At 60.4% G+C, this 23,071-nt stretch carries 26 protein-coding genes and 1 tRNA gene; 17 read left to right on the forward strand and 10 right to left on the reverse strand.

Annotated elements, in window-relative coordinates:
* Positions 1-9: 9 nt before the first annotated feature.
* From secD to queA, 4 genes are all read right to left on the reverse strand, one after another.
* Positions 10-1,878, reverse strand: coding sequence for a protein translocase subunit SecD (gene secD, locus HX815_RS05445; RefSeq protein ID WP_003210312.1), 1,869 nt, complete (start codon positions 1,876-1,878; stop codon positions 10-12).
* A 62-nt stretch (positions 1,879-1,940) separates the two neighbouring features.
* Positions 1,941-2,279 (reverse strand): preprotein translocase subunit YajC, encoded by a 339-nt coding sequence (yajC, locus tag HX815_RS05450; protein ID WP_003175975.1) that lies wholly within the window; start codon positions 2,277-2,279, stop codon positions 1,941-1,943.
* 43 nt (positions 2,280-2,322) lie between these two features.
* Positions 2,323-3,438: a tRNA guanosine(34) transglycosylase Tgt gene (gene tgt, locus HX815_RS05455; RefSeq protein WP_003210314.1), complete on the reverse strand. Its 1,116-nt coding sequence runs from the start codon at positions 3,436-3,438 to the stop codon at positions 2,323-2,325.
* A gap of 5 nt (positions 3,439-3,443) precedes the next feature.
* A complete protein-coding gene (queA, locus tag HX815_RS05460) occupies positions 3,444-4,493 on the reverse strand; it encodes a tRNA preQ1(34) S-adenosylmethionine ribosyltransferase-isomerase QueA (RefSeq protein WP_008438293.1) in 1,050 nt (349 codons plus the stop codon).
* 108 nt (positions 4,494-4,601) lie between these two features.
* On the opposite strand from queA, the gene HX815_RS05465 reads away from it, so the two are divergent.
* Together HX815_RS05465 and HX815_RS05470 are read left to right on the forward strand one after the other, a co-directional pair.
* Positions 4,602-4,686: transfer RNA gene (locus HX815_RS05465), tRNA-Leu, on the forward strand.
* 94 nt (positions 4,687-4,780) lie between these two features.
* Positions 4,781-5,110, forward strand: a complete 330-nt coding sequence (locus HX815_RS05470; protein WP_177027914.1) for a hypothetical protein — start codon at positions 4,781-4,783, stop codon at positions 5,108-5,110.
* A gap of 8 nt (positions 5,111-5,118) precedes the next feature.
* Here HX815_RS05470 and HX815_RS05475 read toward each other — a convergent pair whose 3' ends face one another.
* Positions 5,119-5,754, reverse strand: a complete 636-nt coding sequence (locus tag HX815_RS05475) for a LysE family translocator (protein WP_134325800.1) — start codon at positions 5,752-5,754, stop codon at positions 5,119-5,121.
* Between the two features lie 157 nt (positions 5,755-5,911).
* Between HX815_RS05475 and HX815_RS05480 the strand changes: the two genes are divergently transcribed.
* The 5 genes from HX815_RS05480 (at position 5,912) to HX815_RS05500 (ending at position 8,700) form a co-directional block, all read left to right on the forward strand.
* Complete coding sequence (locus HX815_RS05480) at positions 5,912-6,280, forward strand: PH domain-containing protein (protein WP_003210321.1); 369 nt, start codon at positions 5,912-5,914, stop codon at positions 6,278-6,280.
* Between the two features lie 37 nt (positions 6,281-6,317).
* Positions 6,318-6,638 (forward strand): hypothetical protein, encoded by a 321-nt coding sequence (locus HX815_RS05485; RefSeq protein ID WP_134325799.1) that lies wholly within the window; start codon positions 6,318-6,320, stop codon positions 6,636-6,638.
* Between the two features lie 125 nt (positions 6,639-6,763).
* Positions 6,764-7,927, forward strand: coding sequence for an S-type pyocin domain-containing protein (locus HX815_RS05490; protein ID WP_177027915.1), 1,164 nt, complete (start codon positions 6,764-6,766; stop codon positions 7,925-7,927).
* A 14-nt stretch (positions 7,928-7,941) separates the two neighbouring features.
* Positions 7,942-8,220, forward strand: coding sequence for a colicin E3-like toxin immunity protein (locus tag HX815_RS05495; RefSeq protein ID WP_177027916.1), 279 nt, complete (start codon positions 7,942-7,944; stop codon positions 8,218-8,220).
* Between the two features lie 9 nt (positions 8,221-8,229).
* Complete coding sequence (locus HX815_RS05500; RefSeq protein ID WP_177027917.1) at positions 8,230-8,700, forward strand: hypothetical protein; 471 nt, start codon at positions 8,230-8,232, stop codon at positions 8,698-8,700.
* On the opposite strand, the gene HX815_RS05505 is transcribed toward HX815_RS05500, so the two are convergent.
* Entirely contained in the window at positions 8,657-10,054 is a 1,398-nt protein-coding gene (locus HX815_RS05505; protein WP_177027918.1) for a sensor histidine kinase, read from the reverse strand. The genes HX815_RS05500 and HX815_RS05505 overlap by 44 nt on opposite strands.
* On the reverse strand, positions 10,051-10,713 hold the full coding sequence (locus HX815_RS05510; RefSeq protein ID WP_177021394.1) for a response regulator: 663 nt from the start codon (positions 10,711-10,713) through the stop codon (positions 10,051-10,053). Before HX815_RS05510 ends, HX815_RS05505 begins: the two co-directional genes overlap by 4 nt.
* A gap of 147 nt (positions 10,714-10,860) precedes the next feature.
* On the opposite strand from HX815_RS05510, the gene HX815_RS05515 reads away from it, so the two are divergent.
* From HX815_RS05515 to phnX, 9 genes are all read left to right on the forward strand, one after another.
* Entirely contained in the window at positions 10,861-11,127 is a 267-nt protein-coding gene (locus tag HX815_RS05515) for a PepSY domain-containing protein (protein ID WP_003210334.1), read from the forward strand.
* Complete coding sequence (locus HX815_RS05520; RefSeq protein WP_177027919.1) at positions 11,127-11,672, forward strand: cytochrome b/b6 domain-containing protein; 546 nt, start codon at positions 11,127-11,129, stop codon at positions 11,670-11,672. Before HX815_RS05515 ends, HX815_RS05520 begins: the two co-directional genes overlap by 1 nt.
* Positions 11,673-11,695: 23 nt before the next feature.
* Entirely contained in the window at positions 11,696-12,964 is a 1,269-nt protein-coding gene (locus tag HX815_RS05525) for an exo-alpha-sialidase (RefSeq protein WP_102368182.1), read from the forward strand.
* The gene (locus tag HX815_RS05530) at positions 12,964-13,563 is read left to right on the forward strand and encodes a hypothetical protein (protein WP_177027920.1); all 600 of its coding nucleotides are present in this window, start codon (positions 12,964-12,966) and stop codon (positions 13,561-13,563) included. Before HX815_RS05525 ends, HX815_RS05530 begins: the two co-directional genes overlap by 1 nt.
* On the forward strand, positions 13,563-15,581 hold the full coding sequence (locus HX815_RS05535) for an LTA synthase family protein (protein WP_177027921.1): 2,019 nt from the start codon (positions 13,563-13,565) through the stop codon (positions 15,579-15,581). Before HX815_RS05530 ends, HX815_RS05535 begins: the two co-directional genes overlap by 1 nt.
* 126 nt (positions 15,582-15,707) lie before the next feature.
* Positions 15,708-16,799, forward strand: a complete 1,092-nt coding sequence (psrA, locus tag HX815_RS05540; RefSeq protein WP_003210343.1) for an iron-containing alcohol dehydrogenase PsrA — start codon at positions 15,708-15,710, stop codon at positions 16,797-16,799.
* Between the two features lie 93 nt (positions 16,800-16,892).
* Complete coding sequence (locus HX815_RS05545) at positions 16,893-18,188, forward strand: MFS transporter (protein ID WP_003210345.1); 1,296 nt, start codon at positions 16,893-16,895, stop codon at positions 18,186-18,188.
* A 36-nt stretch (positions 18,189-18,224) separates the two neighbouring features.
* Positions 18,225-19,097: a LysR substrate-binding domain-containing protein gene (locus HX815_RS05550; protein ID WP_102368178.1), complete on the forward strand. Its 873-nt coding sequence runs from the start codon at positions 18,225-18,227 to the stop codon at positions 19,095-19,097.
* Positions 19,098-19,185: 88 nt separating this feature from the next.
* Positions 19,186-20,013 carry a phosphonoacetaldehyde hydrolase gene (gene phnX, locus HX815_RS05555; RefSeq protein ID WP_177021390.1) on the forward strand — a complete coding sequence of 276 codons (828 nt, stop codon included), beginning with the start codon at positions 19,186-19,188 and terminating at the stop codon, positions 20,011-20,013.
* 39 nt (positions 20,014-20,052) lie between these two features.
* On the opposite strand, the gene HX815_RS05560 is transcribed toward phnX, so the two are convergent.
* The gene (locus HX815_RS05560; protein WP_177021389.1) at positions 20,053-21,018 is read right to left on the reverse strand and encodes an oxidoreductase; all 966 of its coding nucleotides are present in this window, start codon (positions 21,016-21,018) and stop codon (positions 20,053-20,055) included.
* A 97-nt stretch (positions 21,019-21,115) separates the two neighbouring features.
* Here HX815_RS05560 and HX815_RS05565 point away from each other — a divergent pair, with 97 nt between their 5' ends.
* On the forward strand, positions 21,116-22,036 hold the full coding sequence (locus tag HX815_RS05565; RefSeq protein ID WP_003210353.1) for an AraC family transcriptional regulator: 921 nt from the start codon (positions 21,116-21,118) through the stop codon (positions 22,034-22,036).
* A 1-nt stretch (position 22,037) separates the two neighbouring features.
* On the opposite strand, the gene HX815_RS05570 is transcribed toward HX815_RS05565, so the two are convergent.
* Both HX815_RS05570 and HX815_RS05575 read right to left on the reverse strand, forming a co-directional pair.
* On the reverse strand, positions 22,038-22,421 hold the full coding sequence (locus tag HX815_RS05570; protein ID WP_177027922.1) for a cytochrome c family protein: 384 nt from the start codon (positions 22,419-22,421) through the stop codon (positions 22,038-22,040).
* Between the two features lie 27 nt (positions 22,422-22,448).
* Positions 22,449-23,009, reverse strand: a complete 561-nt coding sequence (locus HX815_RS05575) for a GNAT family N-acetyltransferase (protein WP_371135983.1) — start codon at positions 23,007-23,009, stop codon at positions 22,449-22,451.
* Between the last annotated feature and the right edge of the window lie 62 nt (positions 23,010-23,071).

The following is a 23,071-nucleotide window of genomic DNA, read 5'->3' on the forward strand; positions in this document are numbered from 1 at the left end:
GGCAGCCCCTTAAATCCACAACTTCTTGAAGTCACGTCCGCCAAAGATCAGGTTGACCATTGCGCGGGTCACCATGATGGCCGTGAACATCGAGGTAAAGATACCGAGGGACATGGTCACCGCAAAACCTTTGACCGGGCCGGTGCCCATGGCAAAGAGAATCCCGCCGACCAACAGAGTGGTCAGGTTGGAGTCGAGAATTGCAGTAAATGCCCGGCCGAAGCCTTCGTTGATTGCCCGTTGCACGGTCATGCCCGCAGCAATCTCTTCACGAATCCGCGAGAAGATCAGTACGTTGGCGTCAACCGCCATACCCATGGTGAGTACGATACCGGCGATACCTGGCAGGGTCAGCGTTGCACCCAGCAGCGACATCAGGGCCAGCAGCATCACCATGTTGCCCGCCAGCGCGACGGTGGCGATGACGCCGAAGAAGCGATAGATGGCGATGATGAACAGGGAGACGAACAGCATGCCCCACAGAGCAGCGTCGATACCCTTGGTGATGTTGTCAGCACCCAGGCTCGGGCCGATGGTACGTTCTTCAGCGAAGTACATCGGGGCGGCCAGGCCACCGGCACGCAGCAGCAGCGCCAGTTCGGACGACTCACCCTGGCCGTTCAGGCCGGTGATGCGGAATTGAGCACCCAGCGGCGACTGGATGGTCGCCAGGCTGATGATCTTCTTCTCTTCTTTAAAGGTCTGTACCGGTACGTCTTTCTCGACGCCGTCAACCACTTGCTTGGTGTAGGTGGTGACAGGACGCTGCTCGATGAAGATCACCGCCATGCTGCGACCGACGTTGCTGCGGGTTGCGCGGCTCATCAGTTCGCCGCCGTGGCCATCCAGGCGGATGTTCACTTCAGGCGTACCGTGCTCGCCGAAACCAGCCTTGGCGTCGGTCACCTGGTCACCCGTAATGATCAAGCCACGCTCGATCAGTGCAGGAGGACGATTGCCTTCACGGAACTCGAACTCTTCTGCAGTAGCACGGGTAGCACCCGGCTCAGCCGCCAGGCGGAATTCCAGGTTGGCTGTTTTACCCAGGATACGCTTGGCTTCAGCGGTGTCCTGCACGCCCGGCAGTTCAACCACGATGCGGTTGGCACCCTGGCGCTGAACGATCGGCTCGGCCACACCCAGCTCGTTGACGCGGTTACGTACCGTGGTCAAGTTCTGCTTGATCGAGTATTCACGGATTTCCGCCAGCTTGGCCGGGGTCATCGCCAGACGCAGTACCGCCTGACCATTGAGGTCGGCCGGAACGATGTCGAAATCGTTGAAGTTCTTGCGGATCAGCGCACGGGCCTGTTCGCGGGTTGCTTCGTCAGCAAAGCCCAGTTGGATGGCACCGTTGAGCTGCGGCAGGCTGCGATAACGCAGGCGCTCTTTACGCAGCAGGCTCTTCACATCGCCTTCGTAGACTTTCAGGCGAGCGTCGAGGGCCTTGTCCATGTCCACTTCCAGCAGAAAGTGCACACCACCGGACAAGTCCAGACCCAGCTTCATCGGGTGTGCGCCGATCGCGCGCAGCCATTTTGGCGTGGTCTGTGCCAGGTTCAGTGCGACGACGTAGTCATCACCCATGACCTTGCGCACAACGTCTTTTGCCGGCAATTGGTCTTCTTGCTTGGTCAGGCGCAACAAGCCGCCCTTCGCATCAGCAGCCAAACTTGCCGCTTTAACCTGGATACCCGCGTCGGTGAGCGCCTTGCTCGCACGGTCCAGATCAGCCTGATTGACCTGCAGCGCAGTGCTGGCGCCAGTGATCTGGATAGCCGGGTCATCAGGATAGAGATTGGGAGCGGAATAAATAAAACCGATCGCCAGCACCGCCAGGATCAGTACGTATTTCCACAGAGGGTATTTGTTCAGCATCACGCCGCCCGCTTATAACGCGGGGCGCCTTGCGCGCCCCGTCGATTGGTAAAGGTTGTTACTTAGATCGCTTTGAGCGTGCCTTTTGGCAGCGTGGCAGCGATGGCGCCCTTCTGGAACTTCATTTCTACGGTGTCGGAGACTTCCAGAACCACGAAAGCGTCGGACACTTTAGTGATCTTGCCGGCGATGCCGCCAGTGGTCACGACTTCGTCGCCTTTCTGCAAGCTGCCCAGCAGGTTCTTCTGCTCTTTGGCGCGCTTGGCCTGTGGACGCCAGATCATCAGGTAGAAGATGACCAGGAAGCCGACCAGGAAAATCCACTCAAAACCACCGCCCATAGGACCGGCAGCGGCCGGTGCAGCGGCATCAGCCATGGCATTAGAGATAAAAAAGCTCATTTAGCACTCCAGTTGCAAATAGTGAATCTTAGGGTCGGAAAACTCAGTCCAAGGGCGGCACAGGCAGCCCGCGCTTGGCATAGAAGGCATCGACGAAGGCGGCCAATGTACCCTGTTGAATAGCCTCGCGCAAACCAGCCATCAGGACTTGGTAGTGACGCAAATTGTGGATGGTATTCAACATGCTACCCAGCATTTCCCCACACTTGTCCAGATGGTGCAGATAAGCGCGCGAGAAGTTCTGGCAGGTGTAGCAGTCACAGGTAGGATCCAGCGGCGATTCATCATGGCGATGGAACGCGTTACGGATCTTCAGCACGCCTGTATCGATGAACAGATGCCCATTGCGGGCATTACGGGTTGGCATCACGCAATCGAACATGTCCACACCGCGGCGCACACCCTCTACGAGATCCTCCGGTTTGCCAACGCCCATAAGGTAACGAGGTTTGTCAGCCGGCATCAGGCCCGGTAGGTAATCCAGCACCTTGATCATCTCGTGCTTGGGCTCGCCCACCGACAGGCCGCCGATGGCCAGGCCGTCGAAGCCGATCTTGTCCAGGCCTTCCAGCGAGCGCTTGCGCAAGCTTTCATGCATGCCGCCCTGCACGATACCGAACAGGGCAGCGGTGTTATCGCCATGGGCGTTTTTCGAGCGCTGGGCCCAACGCAACGACAGTTCCATGGAAATCCGCGCGACGTCTTCATCGGCCGGGTACGGCGTGCACTCGTCGAAAATCATCACGATGTCGGAGCCCAGGTCACGTTGCACCTGCATCGACTCTTCCGGGCCCATGAACACTTTGGCGCCGTCCACCGGGGAGGCGAAGGTCACGCCCTCCTCCTTGATCTTGCGCATGGCGCCCAGGCTGAACACCTGGAAACCACCGGAGTCAGTGAGGATCGGGCCTTGCCACTTCATGAAGTCATGCAGGTCGCCATGCTTCTTGATCACTTCGGTGCCCGGGCGCAGCCACAGGTGGAAGGTGTTGCCGAGGATGATCTCGGCGCCCGTGGCGACGATGTCACGCGGCAGCATGCCTTTTACCGTGCCGTAGGTACCGACCGGCATAAAAGCCGGGGTCTCGACGGTACCGCGAGGGAAAGTCAAACGGCCGCGGCGAGCTTTACCATCCGTGGCCAGCAATTCAAACGACATACGACTCATGATTGTTCCTCTGGGCCGCGCGGCGCCGGATTACGGGTGATAAACATCGCATCACCGTAGCTGAAAAAACGGTATCCGTTATCGATGGCGGCTTGATAAGCGGCCATGGTCTCGGGATAACCGGCAAATGCCGACACCAGCATCAACAGCGTGGATTCCGGCAAATGGAAATTGGTCACCAGAGCATCGACCACATGAAACGGCCGGCCCGGGTAGATAAAGATGTCTGTGTCGCCACTGAACGGCTTGAGCACGCCATCGCGCGCCGCGCTTTCCAGCGAGCGCACGCTGGTCGTACCGACCGCCACCACCCGCCCGCCGCGCGCCTTGCACGCTTCAACCGCATCCACGACGTCCTGGCTGACTTCCAGCCACTCGCTGTGCATATGGTGGTCTTCGATGTTATCCACACGCACCGGCTGAAACGTGCCGGCCCCCACGTGCAGGGTCACATAGGCCGTTTCAACGCCTTTGGCGGCAATCGCATCCAGCAGCGGCTGGTCGAAATGCAGCCCCGCCGTCGGTGCAGCCACCGCGCCCAGTCGCTGGGAATACACCGTCTGATAACGCTCGCGGTCCGAGTCTTCATCCGGGCGGTCTATATAAGGAGGCAACGGCATATGGCCGACGCGTTCCAGCAGCGGCAACACTTCCTCGGCAAACCCAAGCTCGAACAACGCATCATGACGGGCCAGCATTTCTGCTTCGCCACCGCCATCGATAAGGATCTTCGAACCCGGTTTCGGCGACTTGCTGGAGCGCACATGGGCCAGCACGCGATGGCTGTCCAGCACCCGCTCCACCAGAATTTCCAGCTTGCCGCCGGATGCTTTCTGGCCAAAAAGGCGAGCCGGAATCACCCGGGTATTGTTGAAAACCATCAAGTCGCCTGGGCGTAAATGCTCAAGCAAATCAGTGAATTGACGGTGTGCGAGGGCACCGCTGACCCCGTCCAGGGTCAGCAGTCGACTGGCGCGACGCTCGGCCAAAGGATGGCGAGCGATCAGCGAATCAGGGAGCTCAAAAGTAAAGTCAGCAACGCGCATGATGGGGTTCGTCTAGCAGGGCCGGGAAGTCTAGCGGAAATAGTGAAAATTGACCATGAAACGTGATTGACCAACGGTAATCTCATCTCTATACTTCGCCGCCATTGAGCCCTGATGGCGGAATTGGTAGACGCGGCGGATTCAAAATCCGTTTTCGAAAGGAGTGGGAGTTCGAGTCTCCCTCGGGGCACCATCTTAAAAAAAGACCTTGAAATTCAAGGTCTTTTTTTTCGCCTGCAGGAAAGTGATGATGGGCGGGCGAACGCGAGAAAAGAGGAACCTTGGCCATGGAACAGACGCTGGAAGCTGTAGCGCTTTTTGCGCTCAAGCTGGTGCATGAGACCGAAGGCGCGAGCCCGATTCTGCGGGACGACCTGGTCATGGACGGCTATGAGCGGGAGGTGTTTGGCTTGCTGGTGCGCAAGGGCGATATCAATGCCATCCAGCATAAGATCGACGAGTGCCTGGCATTGGCCCTCGAATCCCTGGGCGGTGCACACACCGTGATGGGCCGCGAGCTGCAACGGCTTGCGGTGGATGTACGCCAAGCGACGACACTCGAAGCACTCGATGCCCCGCTCAACGCACTCAAGGATTACCTGAAAGCCATCCTGTAATGCGCGACTTACCGCCGCCCTTCGACCGCCATGCGCACAGCCAGGCCCATCAGCACCGAGCCCATTAACCAGCGCTGTACGGTTTGCCAGACCGGTTTGCGGATGAAGAACCCCGCGATCGAGCCCGCCATCAGAGCGATCAGCCCGTTGACGCTCACGCTGATCATGATCTGCGTAAAGCCCAGTACCAGCGATTGCGAGAGCACACTGGCGTGCCCGTTGGGGTCGATAAACTGGGGCAGCAACGACAGATACATCACTGCCACTTTGGGATTCAGCAGGTTGGTGACAAAGCCCATCATGAACAGCTTGCGCGGGCTGTCCTTGGGCAAGTCCCGCACCTGGAACGGCGACCGGCCACCCGGCTTCACCGCCTGCCAGGCCAGGTAAACCAGATACAGCGCCCCGCCGAGCCGCAGCGCGTCGTAGGCATAGGGAACCGCCATCACCAACGCGGTGATACCCAATGCCGCGCAGAACATATAGACAACAAAACCCATCGCAACGCCGCCCAGGGAAATCAGCCCGGCCACTCGCCCCTGGCAGATCGACCGCGAAATGAGGTAAATCATGTTCGGGCCGGGCGTCAGCACCATGCCGAGCGAGATCAGGCCGTAGGCAAGCACGCTGGAGAGTTCGGGCATGGTGTGGCTCCTTGACGACGTAAAACCTTGTAATGGCCGGCGGGTTGTTGGCGCCATGGTAGGTCGATAAAAGGAACGCCGTTAGATACAGATCCGCGAGCAAAACGTCATACACCGGTACCGGCGTCTGCTGCACCACTCACCCAAGGAAAGGCACATGATCGACTTCAACAACAAAGGCTTCTTCAAGCTCAAGCAAAACAACGAATACGCCGAGCGCGTTTCGTCATTGCTGCTGGATGATGAGCAGGTCATCGATTCCTACAAGGCCATGCGCGATGGGGTGGTGTTCACCACCAAGCGCATCATCGCCGTGAACGTGCAGGGAATTACCGGCAGCAAAAAGGATTTCACGTCCCTGCCGTATAAAAATATCGTCGCGTATTCGGTGGAAACCTCGGGGACCTTTGACCTGGATTCGGAGTTGGAGATTTACTTTTCGGCGGTGGGGAAAGTGAAGTTTGAATTCACGGGAAAGACGTCGATTGTTGAGATATCGAGGGTGATTTCCAGGCATGTGCTTTGAACCGTTACGAAAACTCCGCTTTTAAGGATTTCCCACTATGGGCCCAAAAACCGCAGAGCTAATCGATGTGCTTGAGGAACTTGCCATCCTGCTGGAAAGCGATAGGGACAATCACTGGAGCCGATGGATGCGTAAGGCCAAAACCTTATTGCAAGCATCCGATTACTCCGGAATCACCTATTTGCGCTCTGCATACGGCGGAATGGGCTCGTTCAATGACCTCGTTCTTGGACAAAGCAGCGAAGACGGCGTTTTTTTCTGGAAGCCTGGATACAAGGAGTTGAACGACCGGTTGGACGGGTTACGTAATAAAGCCGCGCAGTTGGGCGCGCAGATACAGCGCTCTCAGGCAGAGTAAGCGTGCTTGAATCAATGTAGCGATTGCTAAAGTGACTTTTCCCGCACCTCCCATCGAACAACGAGAATTTCAGGTTCTTCTCCGCTCTCATAGGCTCGCTTCCTTGCACAGGGAAGTGAGTCGTCATGACAGAGCGCGCGTATCCAATTACCGAAGAAGAGCAGCTGAAGCGGCGAATCCTGACTCCGCAACCTAAGCAGATTCCGTATTCACCGTTCATTGATTTGTATGAAGCACCTCCTGCGCCCACGCCTGAACCCGCGAGGATTCCAGGCCATGTATTCGCCAAGTCGTGCCAGTTGCCCGACGGGATCATCAGCTACAACAACCCCACCGGTTATGTGCCGCTTGAGCTGATCAAGGATTACGGCCACTTCACGCTGTTAGGCGGACGGGAAGTGGACAGCCAAGGCGGCGTTTCCCTCAGGAAAATCAGCGGTAGTGCCCTACCCGTTGGGCTTGGCCAGCTTGTGCTGCGCACATCCGCGTTGGAGTCCGCGGCTGCGGCGGTCGGTGCCGCCGCTGGGGGTTTGCTTGCAGGGCTGGTGGCGCTGGCCTGGCCGTCGGAGCTTGGCGACAGTGCGCTCTATAGCGAAGAGCAGCTTCGTCACCTGCAAAAAGCCCGTTCGCGGATGCGGTTGCATATCGAGCAACGCGCCGATGGGACGCTGAAGGGATATGGGTTTTACACCGGTAAAAATACCGACTGGCAGATGATCGATGTGGTGCAGTTTCAGAGTCGTGACAGTCAGTTCGTGGCGGATCTTGGCGAGGGTGTGGAGCTTACTTGGACGCCGGCCATTGATCCTGGCGACACCCTTGGCATTCCGGCATTGGAGGCTGCACCGCAAGCACCGGTGATGTGGATTTATCCGCCGACGGAGGCGGCCAAACAGATGCTGGTGAACCCGATTTATCCGCCGGAGTATCGGGATTTTATTCTGGTTTTTTCGGTGGAGTCGGGGGTTCGGCCGCTGTATGTGGTGGTTAACGAACCACGAAAGGGGCTTAAAAACCCGGACCATGATTATTTCCCGGCCCCCAACGCTGCAGACATAACAGGCTTTCCAGGTCTGATAGACCAAAGACCCGTGACACCTAGAAAAGGCGGTAGCGGCTTACGCGAGCGCTGGATAGATGCCAAAGGGAGGAAAATATTTGAGTGGGATTCCAAGAAAGGCGAATTAGAAGTCTATCGAAACAGTGACCTTGCCCACCTAGACGCATTCGATCCCTACACCGGTGAGCGCCGAGGTCGAGCAAAACCCGAACGCCGCATATACAGATAAGTGGAAAACACATCATGGTTATGAAAGTCAGATTGCGTTGGTACGACAAGCAAAGCAATTACGTGAAGGCAGATGAATACTCGGCAGATATTGATGACGCGGAGAGCTTTTTTGAAACACTAGGGTTGAGTCAAGAAACGGCGATATATGCGGACGTGTTCAACGTTCGCCCAAGCTGGATAGCGACTATCCAACCGCATTTCCAGCACGTAATTGAACCCGTGAACTTCGATTACCAAATCTCTTTCAGCTCCCAAGGCACATGGCCGCCCCAATCCTCCAAGAAACCATAAAGGAATCCAATGAAAAAGCCCCCTCTCTACCGCTCAGTCAACACCCGCACGCACAACGTGCGTCACGGCAGTTGCCGCACCTACAGGCAACAACGCCATAGTAAAAGTGAAAAGAATTCCATGCTCAGCCGTGGATCAATGCATAGCCATCACCGGCACGGTCTCGATTACACGCCACTATTTCGGTTTCTTCTGTCCAAGGTCGGCCATCATTGGGATGGTGTGTTCAGCGAAGCCAACGCCCGCCTGGACCGCCCGGAAACTGTGTTCTGGATGGTTGCTCTGCATGAAAGCGACAAAAAAGAGTACGTACGAACGGACGAATCCAGTTACTACAGCGGCTTGTATGTCGACGAGGCTGGCCTGCTGCAAAAGGTTAACCCACAACTGACACCCGCGTTCATGAAGCCGTTTTGCGACTGCTGCACCCACACCTTCAACGGTGTGGTATTCCCACCGGTTCCACCCCACAGGCGCTAAAACTCAACCGCGCACACAACCCACCCACCTCCCGGTTATACAACTCCAACCGCCCCCCAATCTTCCCCACGATCATCTGCACAATCGCCAACCCCAACCCCGCCCCATTTGCATTCCCACGGCTATAAAACCGCTCGAACAACCGCCCAATCTCCCCCTCATCAATCCCCGGCCCCGCATCCTCCACACACAGCTGCACCCCTCCTGAATCCGTCCCCCGCACCATCACCCTCACCTCACTCCCCGCCGGCGAGAAATTCAGCGCATTGGTCACCAGGTTCTGCAGCGCAATCGCCAACGCTATCGGGTCCGTTTCAATCCAGCATTCCTCATCCCCTTCCAGCACCAACTCAACGCCTTTCTCCATCGCCAGGGGCGTCAGTTCCGCAAGTTCTTCGCGCACCAACTCCGTCAACGGCACACGCACTCGTACGGTGTTGTTCAACTGCGGCTCGATGCGCGCCATGGTCAGCAGTTGGCTGCCAATACGCGTCGCCCGGTCCACGCCATTCACCAGGAAGTCCAACGCCTCTCGCCGCTGCTCCTCGGTTTCCGCGCTCTGGGCGTTCTGCGCGTGAATGCGCAATATCGCCAACGGCGTGCGCAGTTCATGCGCCGCGTCCGCGATAAACCGACGCTCCCGCTCCAGCAGGTCATCCACCTGCACCAGCAGGCGGTTCAGCGCGGTTTGCATCGGTTCCAGGTCCGCCGGCAACGGTTCAAGTTGCAGCGGTCGCAACGTATTGCTGTCCCGCCCGCGAATGGCCTGGGCCATGGCGCGCAGGGGCTTGAGGCCCCAGCCGATGGTCAGCCAGATCAACAACGCCAGCAGCGGCACGCCAATCAGGATGGGCCAGAGGGTGTGGCGGATGATGCGCTGGATCACGTCCTGGCGAATGTCGTCGCGCTCGCCCACCCAGATCAGCAGGCCTTGTTGCATGTCGGCGAGCATGAACGCGCACCAGTCGTTGCCGTTTTCCATCAGGTCGTGAGGCCCGAGGGTACTGGGCGGTGCGTTGAGGATCGGCGCGTCGGTGGAGCGCACCAGCAGTTGGCCGTCGGCGCGCCATACCTGGAAGGTCAGGCGGGTTTCGTAGGGGTGCGCGGCGCCGTCTTCGCCGACGCGGCTCATGGCTTGATCGAAAGCCTGGTAGAGGCGGTCCCAGTCGGCATCGCCGGGGTCGCGCTGGCGCAGTACGCCTTGCAGCAAACGGGCACTTTGGGCGAGTTGGGCGTCGTAGACTTCTTCGATTTCGTGGTGGCTGTCCCGCAGCACCAGCCAACTGATCAGGCCATCACCCAGCAGGATCAGCACCAGTACCGGAATGAGGATGCGCGCGCGGACCGAATTCATGGTTTGAGTTCCACCATGTAGCCCACGCCACGCACGGTGCGGATCAGTTCGGTGGAGAGTTTTTTGCGCAGGTTGTGGATAAGGACTTCGAGGGTGTTGCTTTCGACGCGGTCCTGCCAGCCGTACAGCGCGCGGGACAACCGCTCGCGGGTGACGACTTTGCCGGGGCGCACCATCAGTTGGTGCAGCAGTTGGTATTCCATCGGCGTCACCACAACGTCCTCGCCTTGATAGCTGACCTGTTGGGTCACCGGGTCCAGGCTCACGCCCGCATGCTCCAGCAATGGTTGCGCGCGGCCCTGGCTGCGGCGCAACAGGGCGCGCACACGGGCCTTGAACTCTTCGACGTCGAAGGGTTTGACCAGGTAGTCGTCGGCGCCGGCGTCCAGGCCGGCGATGCGCTCGGCGGTGCCGTCGCGGGCGGTAAGGATCAGCACCGGCAGGTCGTATTGCTCGGCGCGCAGGGTTTGCAAGAGAGTCAGGCCGTCGAGGCGTGGCAGGCCGAGGTCGAGCAGCAGCAGGTCGAAGCTTTCGGTGCGCAACGCGTGCAAGGCGCTGACGCCATCCTGCAACCAGTCCAGGGTGTAGCCTTCGGCGCCCAGGGCCACGCGGATCCCTTGGCCAAGGGCACGATCATCTTCGACAAGGAGCAGGCGCATAACTGATTCTCTGGAGTAACCGGCGGCATGATGCCGTGTAACCGTCGAGGCTATTTCGGGAAAGATGTTACGGGCCGTTGCCAACTAAGCTTTCGCTAAGGTTGGTTTTGCACAGTGAAATCTCCCACATCTGCTGAGAGTGCTTCCATGCGCAAAATTCTCTTGCTGTCGCTGATTATCGCCAGCCCCATGGCCTTCGCCGGCCCGCAATGCACCACTGCCGAGCGCTCGCAATGGCAGGACCAGAAGGCCTTTCAGGAGCAACTCAAGGCCCAGGGCTACGAGATCAGCAAGTTCAAGGTTACTGACGGCAACTGCTACGAGATCTATGGCTTTGACAAGGACAAGCGCAAGGTCGAGATCTACCACGATCCAGTCACCGGCAAGGCCGTGAAGACAGAGATCAAGGGCTGATGCCAGCCACCTCCCTGCGCCTCTGGGACCCGGTGGTGAGGGTGTTTCACCTCTCCATCGCCGGCGTCTTTGTGGCCAATTACTTCTTCAACGAAGCAGGCGACGACTGGCACGTATGGCTGGGCTATTACGCCATGGCCTGGTTGCTGGTGCGGTTGGTGTGGGGATTTGTCGGTCCGCGCAGCGCGCGCTGGGCGGACTTCTGGCCAACACCGGAACGGCTCATGGGCCATGTGCGTTCACTGCTCAACCGCCGGCCGCAGCACCGCCTGGGCCATTCGCCCATTGGCGCGCTGGTGATGATTCTGATGTTGCTGGCGCTGCTGGCTATCGGTGCCAGTGGCTTTTTGATGCAGGAAGTCGACGCCCTGTGGGGCGCCGATTGGCCGCTGCTGTTGCACGAAACTGCCGCCAATGTACTGGCCGGCCTGGTAAGCGTGCATGTGCTGGCGGCGTTGTTTGAAAGTATCCAGGTGCGGGACAACCTGCCGTTATCCATGCTCACCGGCCGCAGGAGGCGCCTGCCGGATGACCGTGCGCAGTAATCCTTTTTCCCGACAGGTTCTCTATGCGCCCGCTTTTAATGATCTGCAGTCTGCTGGTGGTGTTTTTCGCTGCCTGGCAAAGCCATCCGCCCCACGTATTGGCGCCGTTTGCCCAAGGCCCCAAGGACAGCTCGCCAACAGCGGCCGCCCCGCAATACAGCAGCCGCTTTGTCTCCTCGCAGCTCAATGACTTTGTGCATTCCTCCTCGGTCACCGCCCTGCCCGGCGGCGACCTGATGGCCGTGTGGTTTGCCGGGTCCCGCGAGGGCGCCGCCGATGTGCAGGTGCGCACCGCGCGCTTTGACGCGAAAAGTGCCGAGTGGGGGCCGGAGCAAGTATTGGCCACCCGCGAAAGCACGCGCGACGGCACGCACCGCTACATCCGCAAGCTGGGCAACCCGGTGATCGCCCTGGCACCGGACAATCGCCTGTGGATGTTCTACGTTTCGGTGTCGGTAGGCGGCTGGGCCACCAGCGCGATCAACGTGATGGTCTCGGATGACCTGGGGACGAACTGGTCGGCCCCTCGGCAACTGATCACCTCGCCTTTCTTCAATATCAGCACGCTGGTGCGCGCCGCACCGGTATTCCACGCTGACGGTTCCATCGGCCTGCCGGTGTACCACGAGTTCATGGGCAAATTCGCCGAGTACCTGTACTTGAGCCCCGACGGTGCGGTGGTCGACAAATTCCGTATCAGCCGTGGGAAGAACTCGCTGCAGCCGACCATCGTCCCGCAGGACGGCCAACGCGCCATCGCCATGCTGCGTTACGCCGGCGAAACCCATCACCGAGTCCTCGCCAGCCGCACCGAAGACGCCGGCCAAACCTGGAGCGAGCCTTACCCATTGGAACCGTCCAATCCCAATTCCTCGCTGGCAGCCGTCAGCACTGAAGGCGACGGTTTGCTGGTAGCCCTCAACGACCTGCAGGACGGCCGCTTCAAGCTCAGCCTGTACGGCACCGATGCCAAGCTCAATCAGTGGCGCACCGTGGTGGAACTGGATCAATCCCCCGACCCCTTGGGCCAACCGTTCTCCCCCGAGGCCTACAAGGAAATCATCGGCGAAGGCTTCCGCGCCTCCAGCGGCGCCCTGCGCCTGCCGCTGGAACAACGCTTCCTCAGCAACCTGGACTACCGGGTGTGCAAGCCCCGTGGCTGCGATTTCGAATACGAGTACCCGTACTTCAGCCGCAGCCCGGACGGCATGTACCACCTGGTGTACTCGTGGAATAACACCTTTATCAAACATGTCAGCTTCAACGAAGCCTGGCTGTCGGAGCGCCTGTGATGGTTTCTGTATGGCAAGCGCATTTGAGTTTTGTGCTGTTGGGTTTTGTGCTGCTCAGCCTGTTGCGCGTCACAACACCCTGGCGCCCCTGGCTGCTGCCGGTGTTGGTGGTGGTGAGTTTTATCCCGGTCAACGAACTGCCGTTGGCGGCGTATGTGCGCAGCTTCACCGATGACCTGGCCATCAGCACCCTGGTGTTGTTGGTGTGGGTCAGCCTGTGCCGGTTGGGCGTGGTGCAGCCGCTCCAGCGCCCGCAGAAGGTCCAGGTGCTGTTGCTGTTTGGCGCCCTGAGCCTGGTGCTGTACCCGGCGACGATGGGCCTGACGTATTTCGACCCCTACCGCTGGGGTTTCAACCCTCGGCCGATGATCGTGCTGATAGGCGTGGCAGCACTGTTGATGCTCTGGCTGCGTAGTACGCTGGCGGTGTGGATGCTCGCGGCGGGCACCCTGGCGTTCGCGCTGCGGCTCAAGGCCTCGGAAAACTACTGGGACTATCTGATCGACCCACTGCTGACGGGCTACTGCCTGGTGGCCGGGTTGTGGATGCTGGCGATGGCTGCCTGGCGCCCTCTTTTAAAATTGCACAGAGGTCAATGATGGGATGGTTGCACTCGCGCCGCCTGCGCTACGGCGTGGGCGCGATCGGTTTGGTATTTGCGTTGCTGGCGGCACTGCGGCTGGTGTTTGTATGGGGATTTTCCGGGGTCGACCTAAGGGACCCCGCACTGCTGGAAACCGTGGGCATCGGCCTGCGTTTCGACCTGCGCCTGGCGGTGCTGATCCTGTTGCCCCTGGCACTGCTCGCCTGGCTGCCACGCTGGAACCTGGTGACTGTCCCCGCCCTGCGCTGGCTGGCACGGGGTTATCTACTGCTGGCGCTGGCCATCGTCGGGCTGGTGTACATCATCGATTTCGGCCACTACGCCTACCTCGGTGTGCGCATCAACGCCACGGTGCTGCGTTACCTGGAAGACGCGCAGATTTCACAACAGATGGTGTGGGAAACCTACCCGGTGCTGTGGATAACCTTGAGCTGGCTTGCCGCCGTCGGCCTATGGACCTACGCCCTGGTTCGCCTTGAACGCATCACCCTGGATGGCGAACGCAAACCCATTGGCAAGTTGGCCATCGCATCCGTGGCCACCGTCGGCGTGATCGCGGTATTGCTGGCCCTGCTCGGCCGCGTCGCCAACCTCAATATCGAAAACCCGGTGCCCCTGCGCTGGAGCGACGCGTTCTTTTCCGGCAACAACCAGATCGCCGCCGTGGGCCTCAACCCGGTGCTGTTTCTGTACGACACCCTCAAGGTCGGCCAGTCGCAATTCGATGAGGCGCGGGTACGAGAGCATTACCCGCAAGTCGCGAATTATCTGGGGGTCAGCCAGCCCGACCCCGAGCAGTTGAACTTCGCCCGTGAACAAGCCGTGCAGCCTTATCGGCTCAAGGGCGAGCGCCCGCCGAACGTGATCTTCGTGATGCTCGAGTCCCTCGGCACCAGCGCCGTGGGCGCCTATGGCAACCCGTTGAACCCCACGCCGAACCTCGACAAGCTGGCGAAGGAAAGCTGGTTCTTCAAACACTTCTACGTGCCCGTCACCGGCACCGCCAAAACCGTGTGGGCGAGCATCACCGGCGTGCCCGACGTTACCCGCCAGGAGACGGCAACCCGCAACCCGCTGATCACCCGGCAACACACCTTGATCAATGCGTTCGAGGACTACCAGAAGCTCTACATGATCGGCGGCAATGCCGGCTGGGCGAATATCAACGCCTTGATCCGCCAGAGCATCGACGGGGTGAAGCTGTATGACGAAAGCCACTGGCGCTCGCCACGGGTGGACGTGTGGGGCGTTTCGGATCTGGACCTGTTCAAGGAAGGCGACGAACTGCTGCGGGCCATCCCCAAGGACCAACCGTTCTTCGCCTACCTGCAAACCTCCGGCAACCACCGACCGTTTACCATCCCCAAGACCAACGATGGCTTCAAGGTGCATGACCTCACCGTGGAACAAGTCCAGGCCGCAGGCAGCCGCAGCGTCGAGCAGTACAACGCCGTGCGCCTGCTGGACTTCAACATCGGCCGCCTGATGGAAATCGCCAAGGCTGGCGGTTACTACGACAACACCATCTTCGTGTTTTTCGGCGACCACAACACCCGAATCAGCCAGATTCCGCACATGGCGCCGGCATTCGAGCAGCTTGGGCTGGAAAGCAACAACGTGCCGATGATGATCCACGCGCCCGGCCTGCAACCCCGGGTGATCGAAGAAGCCGTCGGCCTGGCGGACCTGCTGCCGACCGTGGCCGGCATGGCGGGCATACCGTTCCGCAATGGCGCGATGGGCCGGGATATCCAGCAACCTGCGCCGGAAGGCGAGCGCGTGGTGCCGCTGGTATTGCGCGAGGGCACGTTCCCGCTGATCGGCGGCGTGACCAAGGACTTCCTGCTGCAAATGGAGCACGACGGCAGCTCGCCGACCCTGCATGACCTGGCGTCGCAAACGCCGAGGGACAATGTGGCTCAGCAGTATCCCGAGGAGTTTGAGCGGTTGCAGGGGCTGACCCGTGGCCTGCATGAGAGTGCGCGATTGATGTTGTTCCGGAACGTGCGCTGAAGTCACCTGACGGTCGGGCTGTACTATCGGCCCAGCCAATCCATCCCCACAATCTATCGATTTGAGGTCCACCTCACCCTCCCCGACTATGGCGGCACTTCCAATAACAAAAACCAGGAACCCGCCATGACTGCCCGCTTCCACAACCCGGTAGACACCCGCTTCGGCTGGGGCTGCCTGCAAGAACTCGCCGCTCTTACCGAAGGCCAGAGCGTCGCCCTCGTGACCTTTCCCGAAGCCCGCGGGCTCGGTTTGGTAGACCGCATCCAGGCCCTGCTGGGCGAACGCCTGGTGTACGTCATCGAAGACGTACAGCCCAACCCTGACGTGGCCCAACTGCGCGACACCTACGAGCGTTTCTGGCTGCAGGCCGGTGACTGCCAGGTGGTGGTCGCCGTCGGCGGTGGCAGTGCAATTGATACGGCAAAGGCCTTGATCGTCGGCACAGATTCCGGGGATTTCGACGAGCTGCTGGCGTTGCTGGCCACCGGTAAACCTTTCGCGCCGGCCCGCCACAAGCTGTTGATTGCCGCACCGACCACCGCCGGCACCGGCAGCGAAGTCACGCCATGGGCGACGATCTGGGACTCCGCCAGCCTCAAGAAGTATTCGCTGCACCTGGACTGCACCTGGCCGACAGTGGCGATCATCGACCCGCAGTTGATGCTGACGGTGCCGGCCGGGGTCACGGTGTCCACCGGGCTGGATGCCTTGTCCCATGCGCTGGAATCGATCTGGAACGTCAACGCCAACCCGGTCTCGGACACCTTCGCCATCTCCGCCATCGAAGACATCCTGGAATGCCTGCCGCGCTTGCGGCGTGACCTCGGCAACCAGGAATTGCGCTCGCGCATGGCCTTGGCGGCGCTGAAAGCCGGCCTGGCTTTTTCCAACACCAAGACCGCCCTCGCCCACTCCATCTCTTATGAGATGACTCTGCACCACGGCCTGCCCCATGGCATCGCCTGTTCCTTCACTTTGCCGCTGGTACTGGGCCTGGCATGGGGGCACGACGCCGCGCGGGACCGCACTCTGCAACGGGTATTCGGCACCGACCTGCAGCAGGCCCAGGCGCAGTTGCGCGACTTCCTCCACAGCCTGGACGTGAAGACCGAATTTGCCGACTACGGCGTGAATGCCACCGAGGCCGAGGCGATGATCCGCTTCGCCCTGCAAGGCGCACGCGGCAAGAATTTCATCGGCGCGCAAGCGGCCTAGACTCACCGTAATTCGGTCGTTTCCTGTTGCACCTATCAAGAGTGCCCCCCAGCGGCTGCGGTCGCCGGGGCGAATAACAATAAGGAAAACATCATGAATCGTGCACACGTGCTGCCTGTTCCTGCCGTCCGTACCTCATCGTTTCGCGTAGCCCAGTGGCGCATGCTGCTGGCGGCGATGTTTTGTTATCTGTTTTTCTACACCGGCCGCCAGACCTTCGGCTTTGCCATCCCCGGGATCCAGGCCGAGTTCGGCCTGACCAAGGAAACCCTCGGCTGGGCCTCCGCGGCGATGCTTTGGGCCTACGCGATTGGCCAGGCGATCAACGGCAACCTCGCCGACAAGTTCGGCGGCCGCCGCATCATGACCCTGGGCGCGGTGCTGTCCTGCGCGGCCAACTGGGTCACCAGTTTCGCCAGCGGCTTTGCCGGGCTGATCCTGCCGTGGGGCATCAACGGTTACTTCCAGGCCCTCGGCTGGGCACCCGGCAGCCGGCTGATTTCCAATTGGTGGAGCGCCGGCGAGCGCGGCAAGGTGTATGGCTTTTATGTGTTCGCGGCCGGGTGCGCCTCGGTCCTGTCGTACGTCACCTCCATCGTGGTGCTGGAAGTGTTCCAACTGGAATGGCGCTGGATCTTCCGCCTGCCGGTGCTGTTGATGTTGGCGGGCGGCATCATTTTCTACCTGGTGGCCCGCGAGCGGCCTCAAGACATGGGCTTCGAGCCCCTGGCCGATACTGGCGTGGCGAATGCCGAAGACAAGAATCATGAAGTGGCCCACGGCGAAGTCGAATCCTCGGCGCAGCGCTACAAGGCGGTGCTGAAAAATCCGCGGCTGATCATCGCCGCGATCTCCCTGGGTTTCCAGAACGCCGCCCGCTACGGCCTGATCGTCTGGGTGCCGGTGCACTTCCTCGGGGCCAACTGGAAAAGCGGCGACAGCATGATCGACCCCAAGTGGATCACCGTGGCCCTGCCGGTGGGCATGGCCATCGGCGCCCTGAGCAACGGCTGGGTCTCGGACAAGCTGTTCGGCTCCAAACGCTACCTGGCGATCATGCTCTACATGTTCCTCGGCGCCGCCACCAGCCTGTGGATGTGGAGTTTGCCGCCCCACAGCGCAATCGGCCTGGTAGCGTTGTTCCTCTGCGGGTTCTTCGTGTATGGCCCGGCGTCGAGTTTCTGGGCGCTGTGCCCGGACCTGGTCGGCGCCAAGCGTGCGGGTACGGCCACGGGCGTGATGAATTTCTCATCCTATCTGTTCGCCGGCCTGGCGGAACCGCTGATCGGCAGTATGCTCGACAGTACCGGCAATACCTCGCTGATCTTCATCGTCGTGACCTCGGCCTGCCTGTGCAGCGCAGCGGTGGCGTTGTTTATCCGACGTTGATGACCGGCCCGGCGGACCTCAGGAACAGGACTCGTTATGTACCAGTACCACAAGTGGCTGCGCTCGTTTCATGCGGTGGCGAAGACCGGCAGTTTCACCCTCGCCGCCGAATACCTGAGCGTCGGCCAGCCGACGGTCAGCGAGCAGGTCAACGGGCTGGAGAAGCAGTTCTCGGTGGAGCTGTTCCACCGTCGCGGGCGGTTTATCGAGATGAGTGCCGCCGGGCACACCCTTTACGGGATCACCCAGGGGCTGTTCGGCCAGGAGGATGAAGCCATGCAACTGTTGCAGAGTTTCAAGCAGCGCAAGACCGGACTGCTGCGCCTGGGCGCGGTGTCGCCGCCGATCGCGATGAACCTGACCTACGAGCTGATGCAGCGCCACCCGGACATCGAACTGGAAACCTCGTTTTCCCCGGAAAAGGAAACCCTGGACCGGCTCTTCAACTTCGATATCGACGTGGCGATCCTGGCCCTTTCGGAGTTCGACCAGCGCTTTGATACCCAGCTGTACCGGCGCTATCCGATTATTGCGGTGGTGCGCGATGACCACCCGTGGGCCCGGCAGAAAGAGGTGCACGTGGAACAGATCAGCCGCGAAAAGTGGGTGATGCGCGAGAAAAGCTCACGCACCCGGCAACTGGTGGAAGAAAGCTGCAAGCGCCAGGGCATCGCCGTGAACTGCGTGATGCAGCTGAACAGTCGCGAAGCCATTGTGCACGCGATCACCAAGGGCATCGGCATCGGCTTTGTGTCTGCCGTGGAATACGCCGAAACCCCGGGCACCACGCCGATCACCTTCGTCGACCATCCGTTTTTCATCGACTACCACTTGTGTTGCCTGGGCATCCGCCGCAACCGACCGATGATCGCCGAGCTATTCGAGGCCAGCCCGATCCCGGCCACCTGATCGTCTTGACCGTTTAAACCCTCACCAGGCGCTTACCTCTTCTTTGAGAGAGGGACGGCCTGCTCACACCTGAAAATGGAGACTTGCCATGCACTACCAACAACCTTCCAAGCTGCAAGCCGTGGTCCTGGACTGGGCCGGCACCGTCGTCGACTTCGGTTCCTTCGCCCCCACGCAGATTTTTGTCGAGGCGTTCGGCGAGTTCGGCGTCGCCGTTTCCCTGGAGGAAGCCCGCGGCCCGATGGGCATGGGCAAGTGGGATCACATCCGCACCTTGTGCAACCTGCCACAGATTGCCGAGCGTTATCGGGCGGTATTTGATCGCTTGCCGACTGACGAGGATGTCACCGCACTGTATGAGCGCTTCATGCCGTTGCAGATCGAGAAAATCGCGCTGCATTCGGCGGTCATTCCCGGCGCCCTTGAGGCGATCAACACCTTGCGCGGGCAGGGCTTGAAGATTGGCTCCTGCTCCGGGTACCCGGCGGTGGTGATGGCCAAGGTGGTCGAGCTGGCGCGACAGAACGGCTACGTCGCCGACCATGTGGTGGCGACCGACGAAGTGCCCAACGGGCGCCCGCATCCGGCGCAGGCACTGGCCAACGTGATTGCCCTGGGGGTCAGCGATGTGGCCGCGTGCGTAAAGGTCGACGACACCTGGCCGGGGATCCTGGAAGGCCGTAGCGCCGGCATGTGGACGGTGGCGTTGACCTGTTCCGGCAACGCACTGGGTTTGACCTACGAGCAATACAAGGCGCTGCCTGCTGCTGAGCTGGCGCTGGAGCGTGCGCGCATTACACAGATATTCGAGGGCTCGCGGCCGCATTACCTGATCGACACCATCGTCGAACTGCCGGCGGTGATCGACGATATCAATGCGCGTTTGGCGCGCGGAGAAACGCCGCAGGGTTCTTGATGGGCCGATGGGGTCAGTGAGCTGACCCCACACTGCGGCCTATCGCCCTGCGACAAGCTGCTCGCTAAGTATCCACAGCCGCTGCGCCAACCCGGTATCCACCGCCCACGGCCTGACACCCAACTGCTCTTCCGATTCCGCACTCACTGCCGCCGCCACATCACAGTTCTCGCAATAGACCCCGCCCATTCCCGCCAACTGCCCACTCACCGCGCACCACACACTGGTGGCCGCGCCTTGCTCCGGGGTTTTCATGTTCCGCTCAGGGTCGATCACCGGTTTCCCGTGCTCGTCGACATAGCCTGATGCCTGCAAGACTTCAGGCTTCATGTGCCGCACCAGATCGGTAATGATTCCACCGGGATGCACCGCAAAAGCCCTTACCCCACTCGCCGCACCGAGCGTATCCAGATGCACGGCGAACAGCGCATTGGCAGTCTTGGACTGACCGTAGGCCCTCCATGGATCGTAGGCCTGGCGCTCGAAATTCCAGTCGTCAAAGTCGACGGCGCCGTGCACATGCCCCCGTGAGGACAGCGTCACCACCCGTGCACCTTCGGCGCGCTGCAAGGCCGGCCACAGGCGCTGGGTAAGCAGGAAATGCCCGAGATGGTTGGTCGCAAACTGAGATTCGTAGCCCTGGGCATTGCGGCTCAGCGGCGGCGCCATGATGCCCGCGTTATTGATCAGCAGGTGCAGCGGGCAGCCTGTCGCCAGAAAGCGCACGGCAAACTGTTCGATGGACTGGGCGTCCATCAAGTCCAGGGGTTCAAGTTGCAGCTGTGGGTAAGGTTTGAGTGCGGCGCGTGCCTTGGCCAGGTCACGGGCCGGGACGATCACGCGGGCGCCCGCGGCAGCCAGGGTACGGGCGGTGACCAGGCCAATGCCGGAGTAGCCGCCCGTGACAATCGCCACCTTGCCCGAGAGATCGACGCCCCGGATGACTTCGGCGACGGTGGTTGCTGCTCCATAGCCGCTGTGGATCGGTTTTTGTACTGTGGGCATGACAGAGTCTCCATTGGACGTGTGGTTAACACGCTACCCCTCGAAAGCCGTACTCTGAATACTCGATTATCCCATTTACATGCGTAAAAGTACGAATATGCCCAGCGACCCGTTTTCCGAGATTCTCACGTTCGTGAATGCCCAATCGGTGATGACCGGCGGCTTCAGCGCGGGCGGCGCCTGGGCCCTGCGTTTTCCCGCGCCGGACAAGATCAAGTTTTTCGGGGTGGTGAAGGGGCAGTGCTGGTTGTGGATGGATGGCGAACTGGCGCCGGTGTTGATTGAGGCGGGCGATGTGTTCCTGCTGTGTGCGCAACGCTCGTTTGTGCTTGCAGGCGATGTGTCGGTCGCGCCTTTGGAAGCGCGGCAATTATTCGCTGACGCCGGCCGCTTCCCGCAAATCGGTGACGGCCAGGGCTGTGTGCAAATCGGCGGCTACGTGCAACTGGACCCGGAGAGTGGCGGCCTGCTGGCCAACGCGCTGCCGCCCCTGATCCACGTGCGGGCCACGTCGCCGCAAGCGACAATCGTGCAATGGCTACTCGGCCAGTTGGCACATGAGGGGCAAGCCAATTTGCTCGGGGCAAGCTTGGCGTCGGCGCAACTGGCGCAGTTGATGTTTATCCAGATCCTGCGGGCCTATGTCGAGACCTCGGGCGTATTACCCGAAGGCTGGCTGCGCACGGTCAGCGACAAGCGCCTGGCCCCCGCGCTGCGCTTGATACACAGCGAGCCGGGGCGTGCCTGGACACTGGAAGACCTGGCTACGGCGGCTGCGATGTCGCGCACCACCTTTTCGCACTACTTCAAGAGCGTTGCCGGGGTACCACCGTTGGCGTACCTGACCGAGTGGCGCATGCGCCTTGCGCAACGAGCGTTGCGCGAGGGGAATCTGTCAGTGGGCGTGTTAGCGCAGTCGTTGGGGTACGGTTCTGAAAGTGCGTTCAGCAACGCCTTCAAGCGAGTGACAGGAAAGGCCCCGAGGCATTATCGGGACGCGTGCCGTCAATCAATGTGAATTACTGCGCCTGGAACGTCGCAAGGTACGCCAGCAGGTTATCGATCTTCTCCTGGTCGCTGATCCCCCAGAAAATCATCCGGGTGCCGCTCACGACCTTTTTCGGTGCCTCGATGTAGACGGCCAGCTTGTCCCGCGTCCAGACCACGCCTGAATTCTTCATCGCATCTGAATACTGGTAATCAGTGGTCGTGCCGGCCGGGCGGCCAATGATGCCGTTGAGCTGCGGCCCGAAACCGCCCCGGGCATTTTCGCCGACGCTATGGCAACCGCCGCAGGTTTTGCTGAATAACTTTCCACCGGCTTCGGCGTCTCCCGCCGCCGCTGCCGGCAGGCTGACGAGACCGGCAATCAGGGCGAGGCTGAATAATACGACGTACTTCATGGGTAACTTTCCATCCGTTGTGCCGGTTCAGCTGGGGACTTGCCATGACATGGCACAGCGACTGCCCGGCGCAAAACCGTGACGATACTCCTCACGCAGAGCCTCTGCCAAACGATGATCCGGCGCCAGCGAATGTGCTTGCTCAAATCCCAGCCGCTGATAAAACGGGCTGTTCCAGGGCACGTCGCAAAATGTGGTCAAGGTGACTGCCCGCAACCGGCGCGAGCGAGCCTCATTCATCACGGCCTCAAGCAATTGCCGCCCTGCGCCACGGCCCTGCATGACCTGCGCCACCGACAGTTCATGGATGTGCAGGTCGTCATCAAACATCTGTGCGCTGAGAAAACCCTGGGCCTGGCCAGCAGCATCCACCGCCACCCAACACGTACCCCACGCGATCAACTGCAGATGACGTTCAACACTCATGACCTCGGCATCGGCCAGCCAGCTCAAGGATTCGATCGCACGAAAGGACTGGGCCGCACTGCGCTCTATTGCAGGTAAACACACTGCGTCGGGTGCGGCGGCAAGTCGGATAACAGTGAGCATGAGGCAACCCGGGATCGTTGAAACACCTGAGATTAACATCTGGAAACAGCCACTCAATTGATATCACCCCACCACTCTGCTTGCATGCCCGCTCCTCTCGG

Origin of the sequence: Pseudomonas sp. E6002, assembly GCF_013385565.1 — a bacterium.
Classification (GTDB): Bacteria; Pseudomonadota; Gammaproteobacteria; order Pseudomonadales; family Pseudomonadaceae; genus Aquipseudomonas.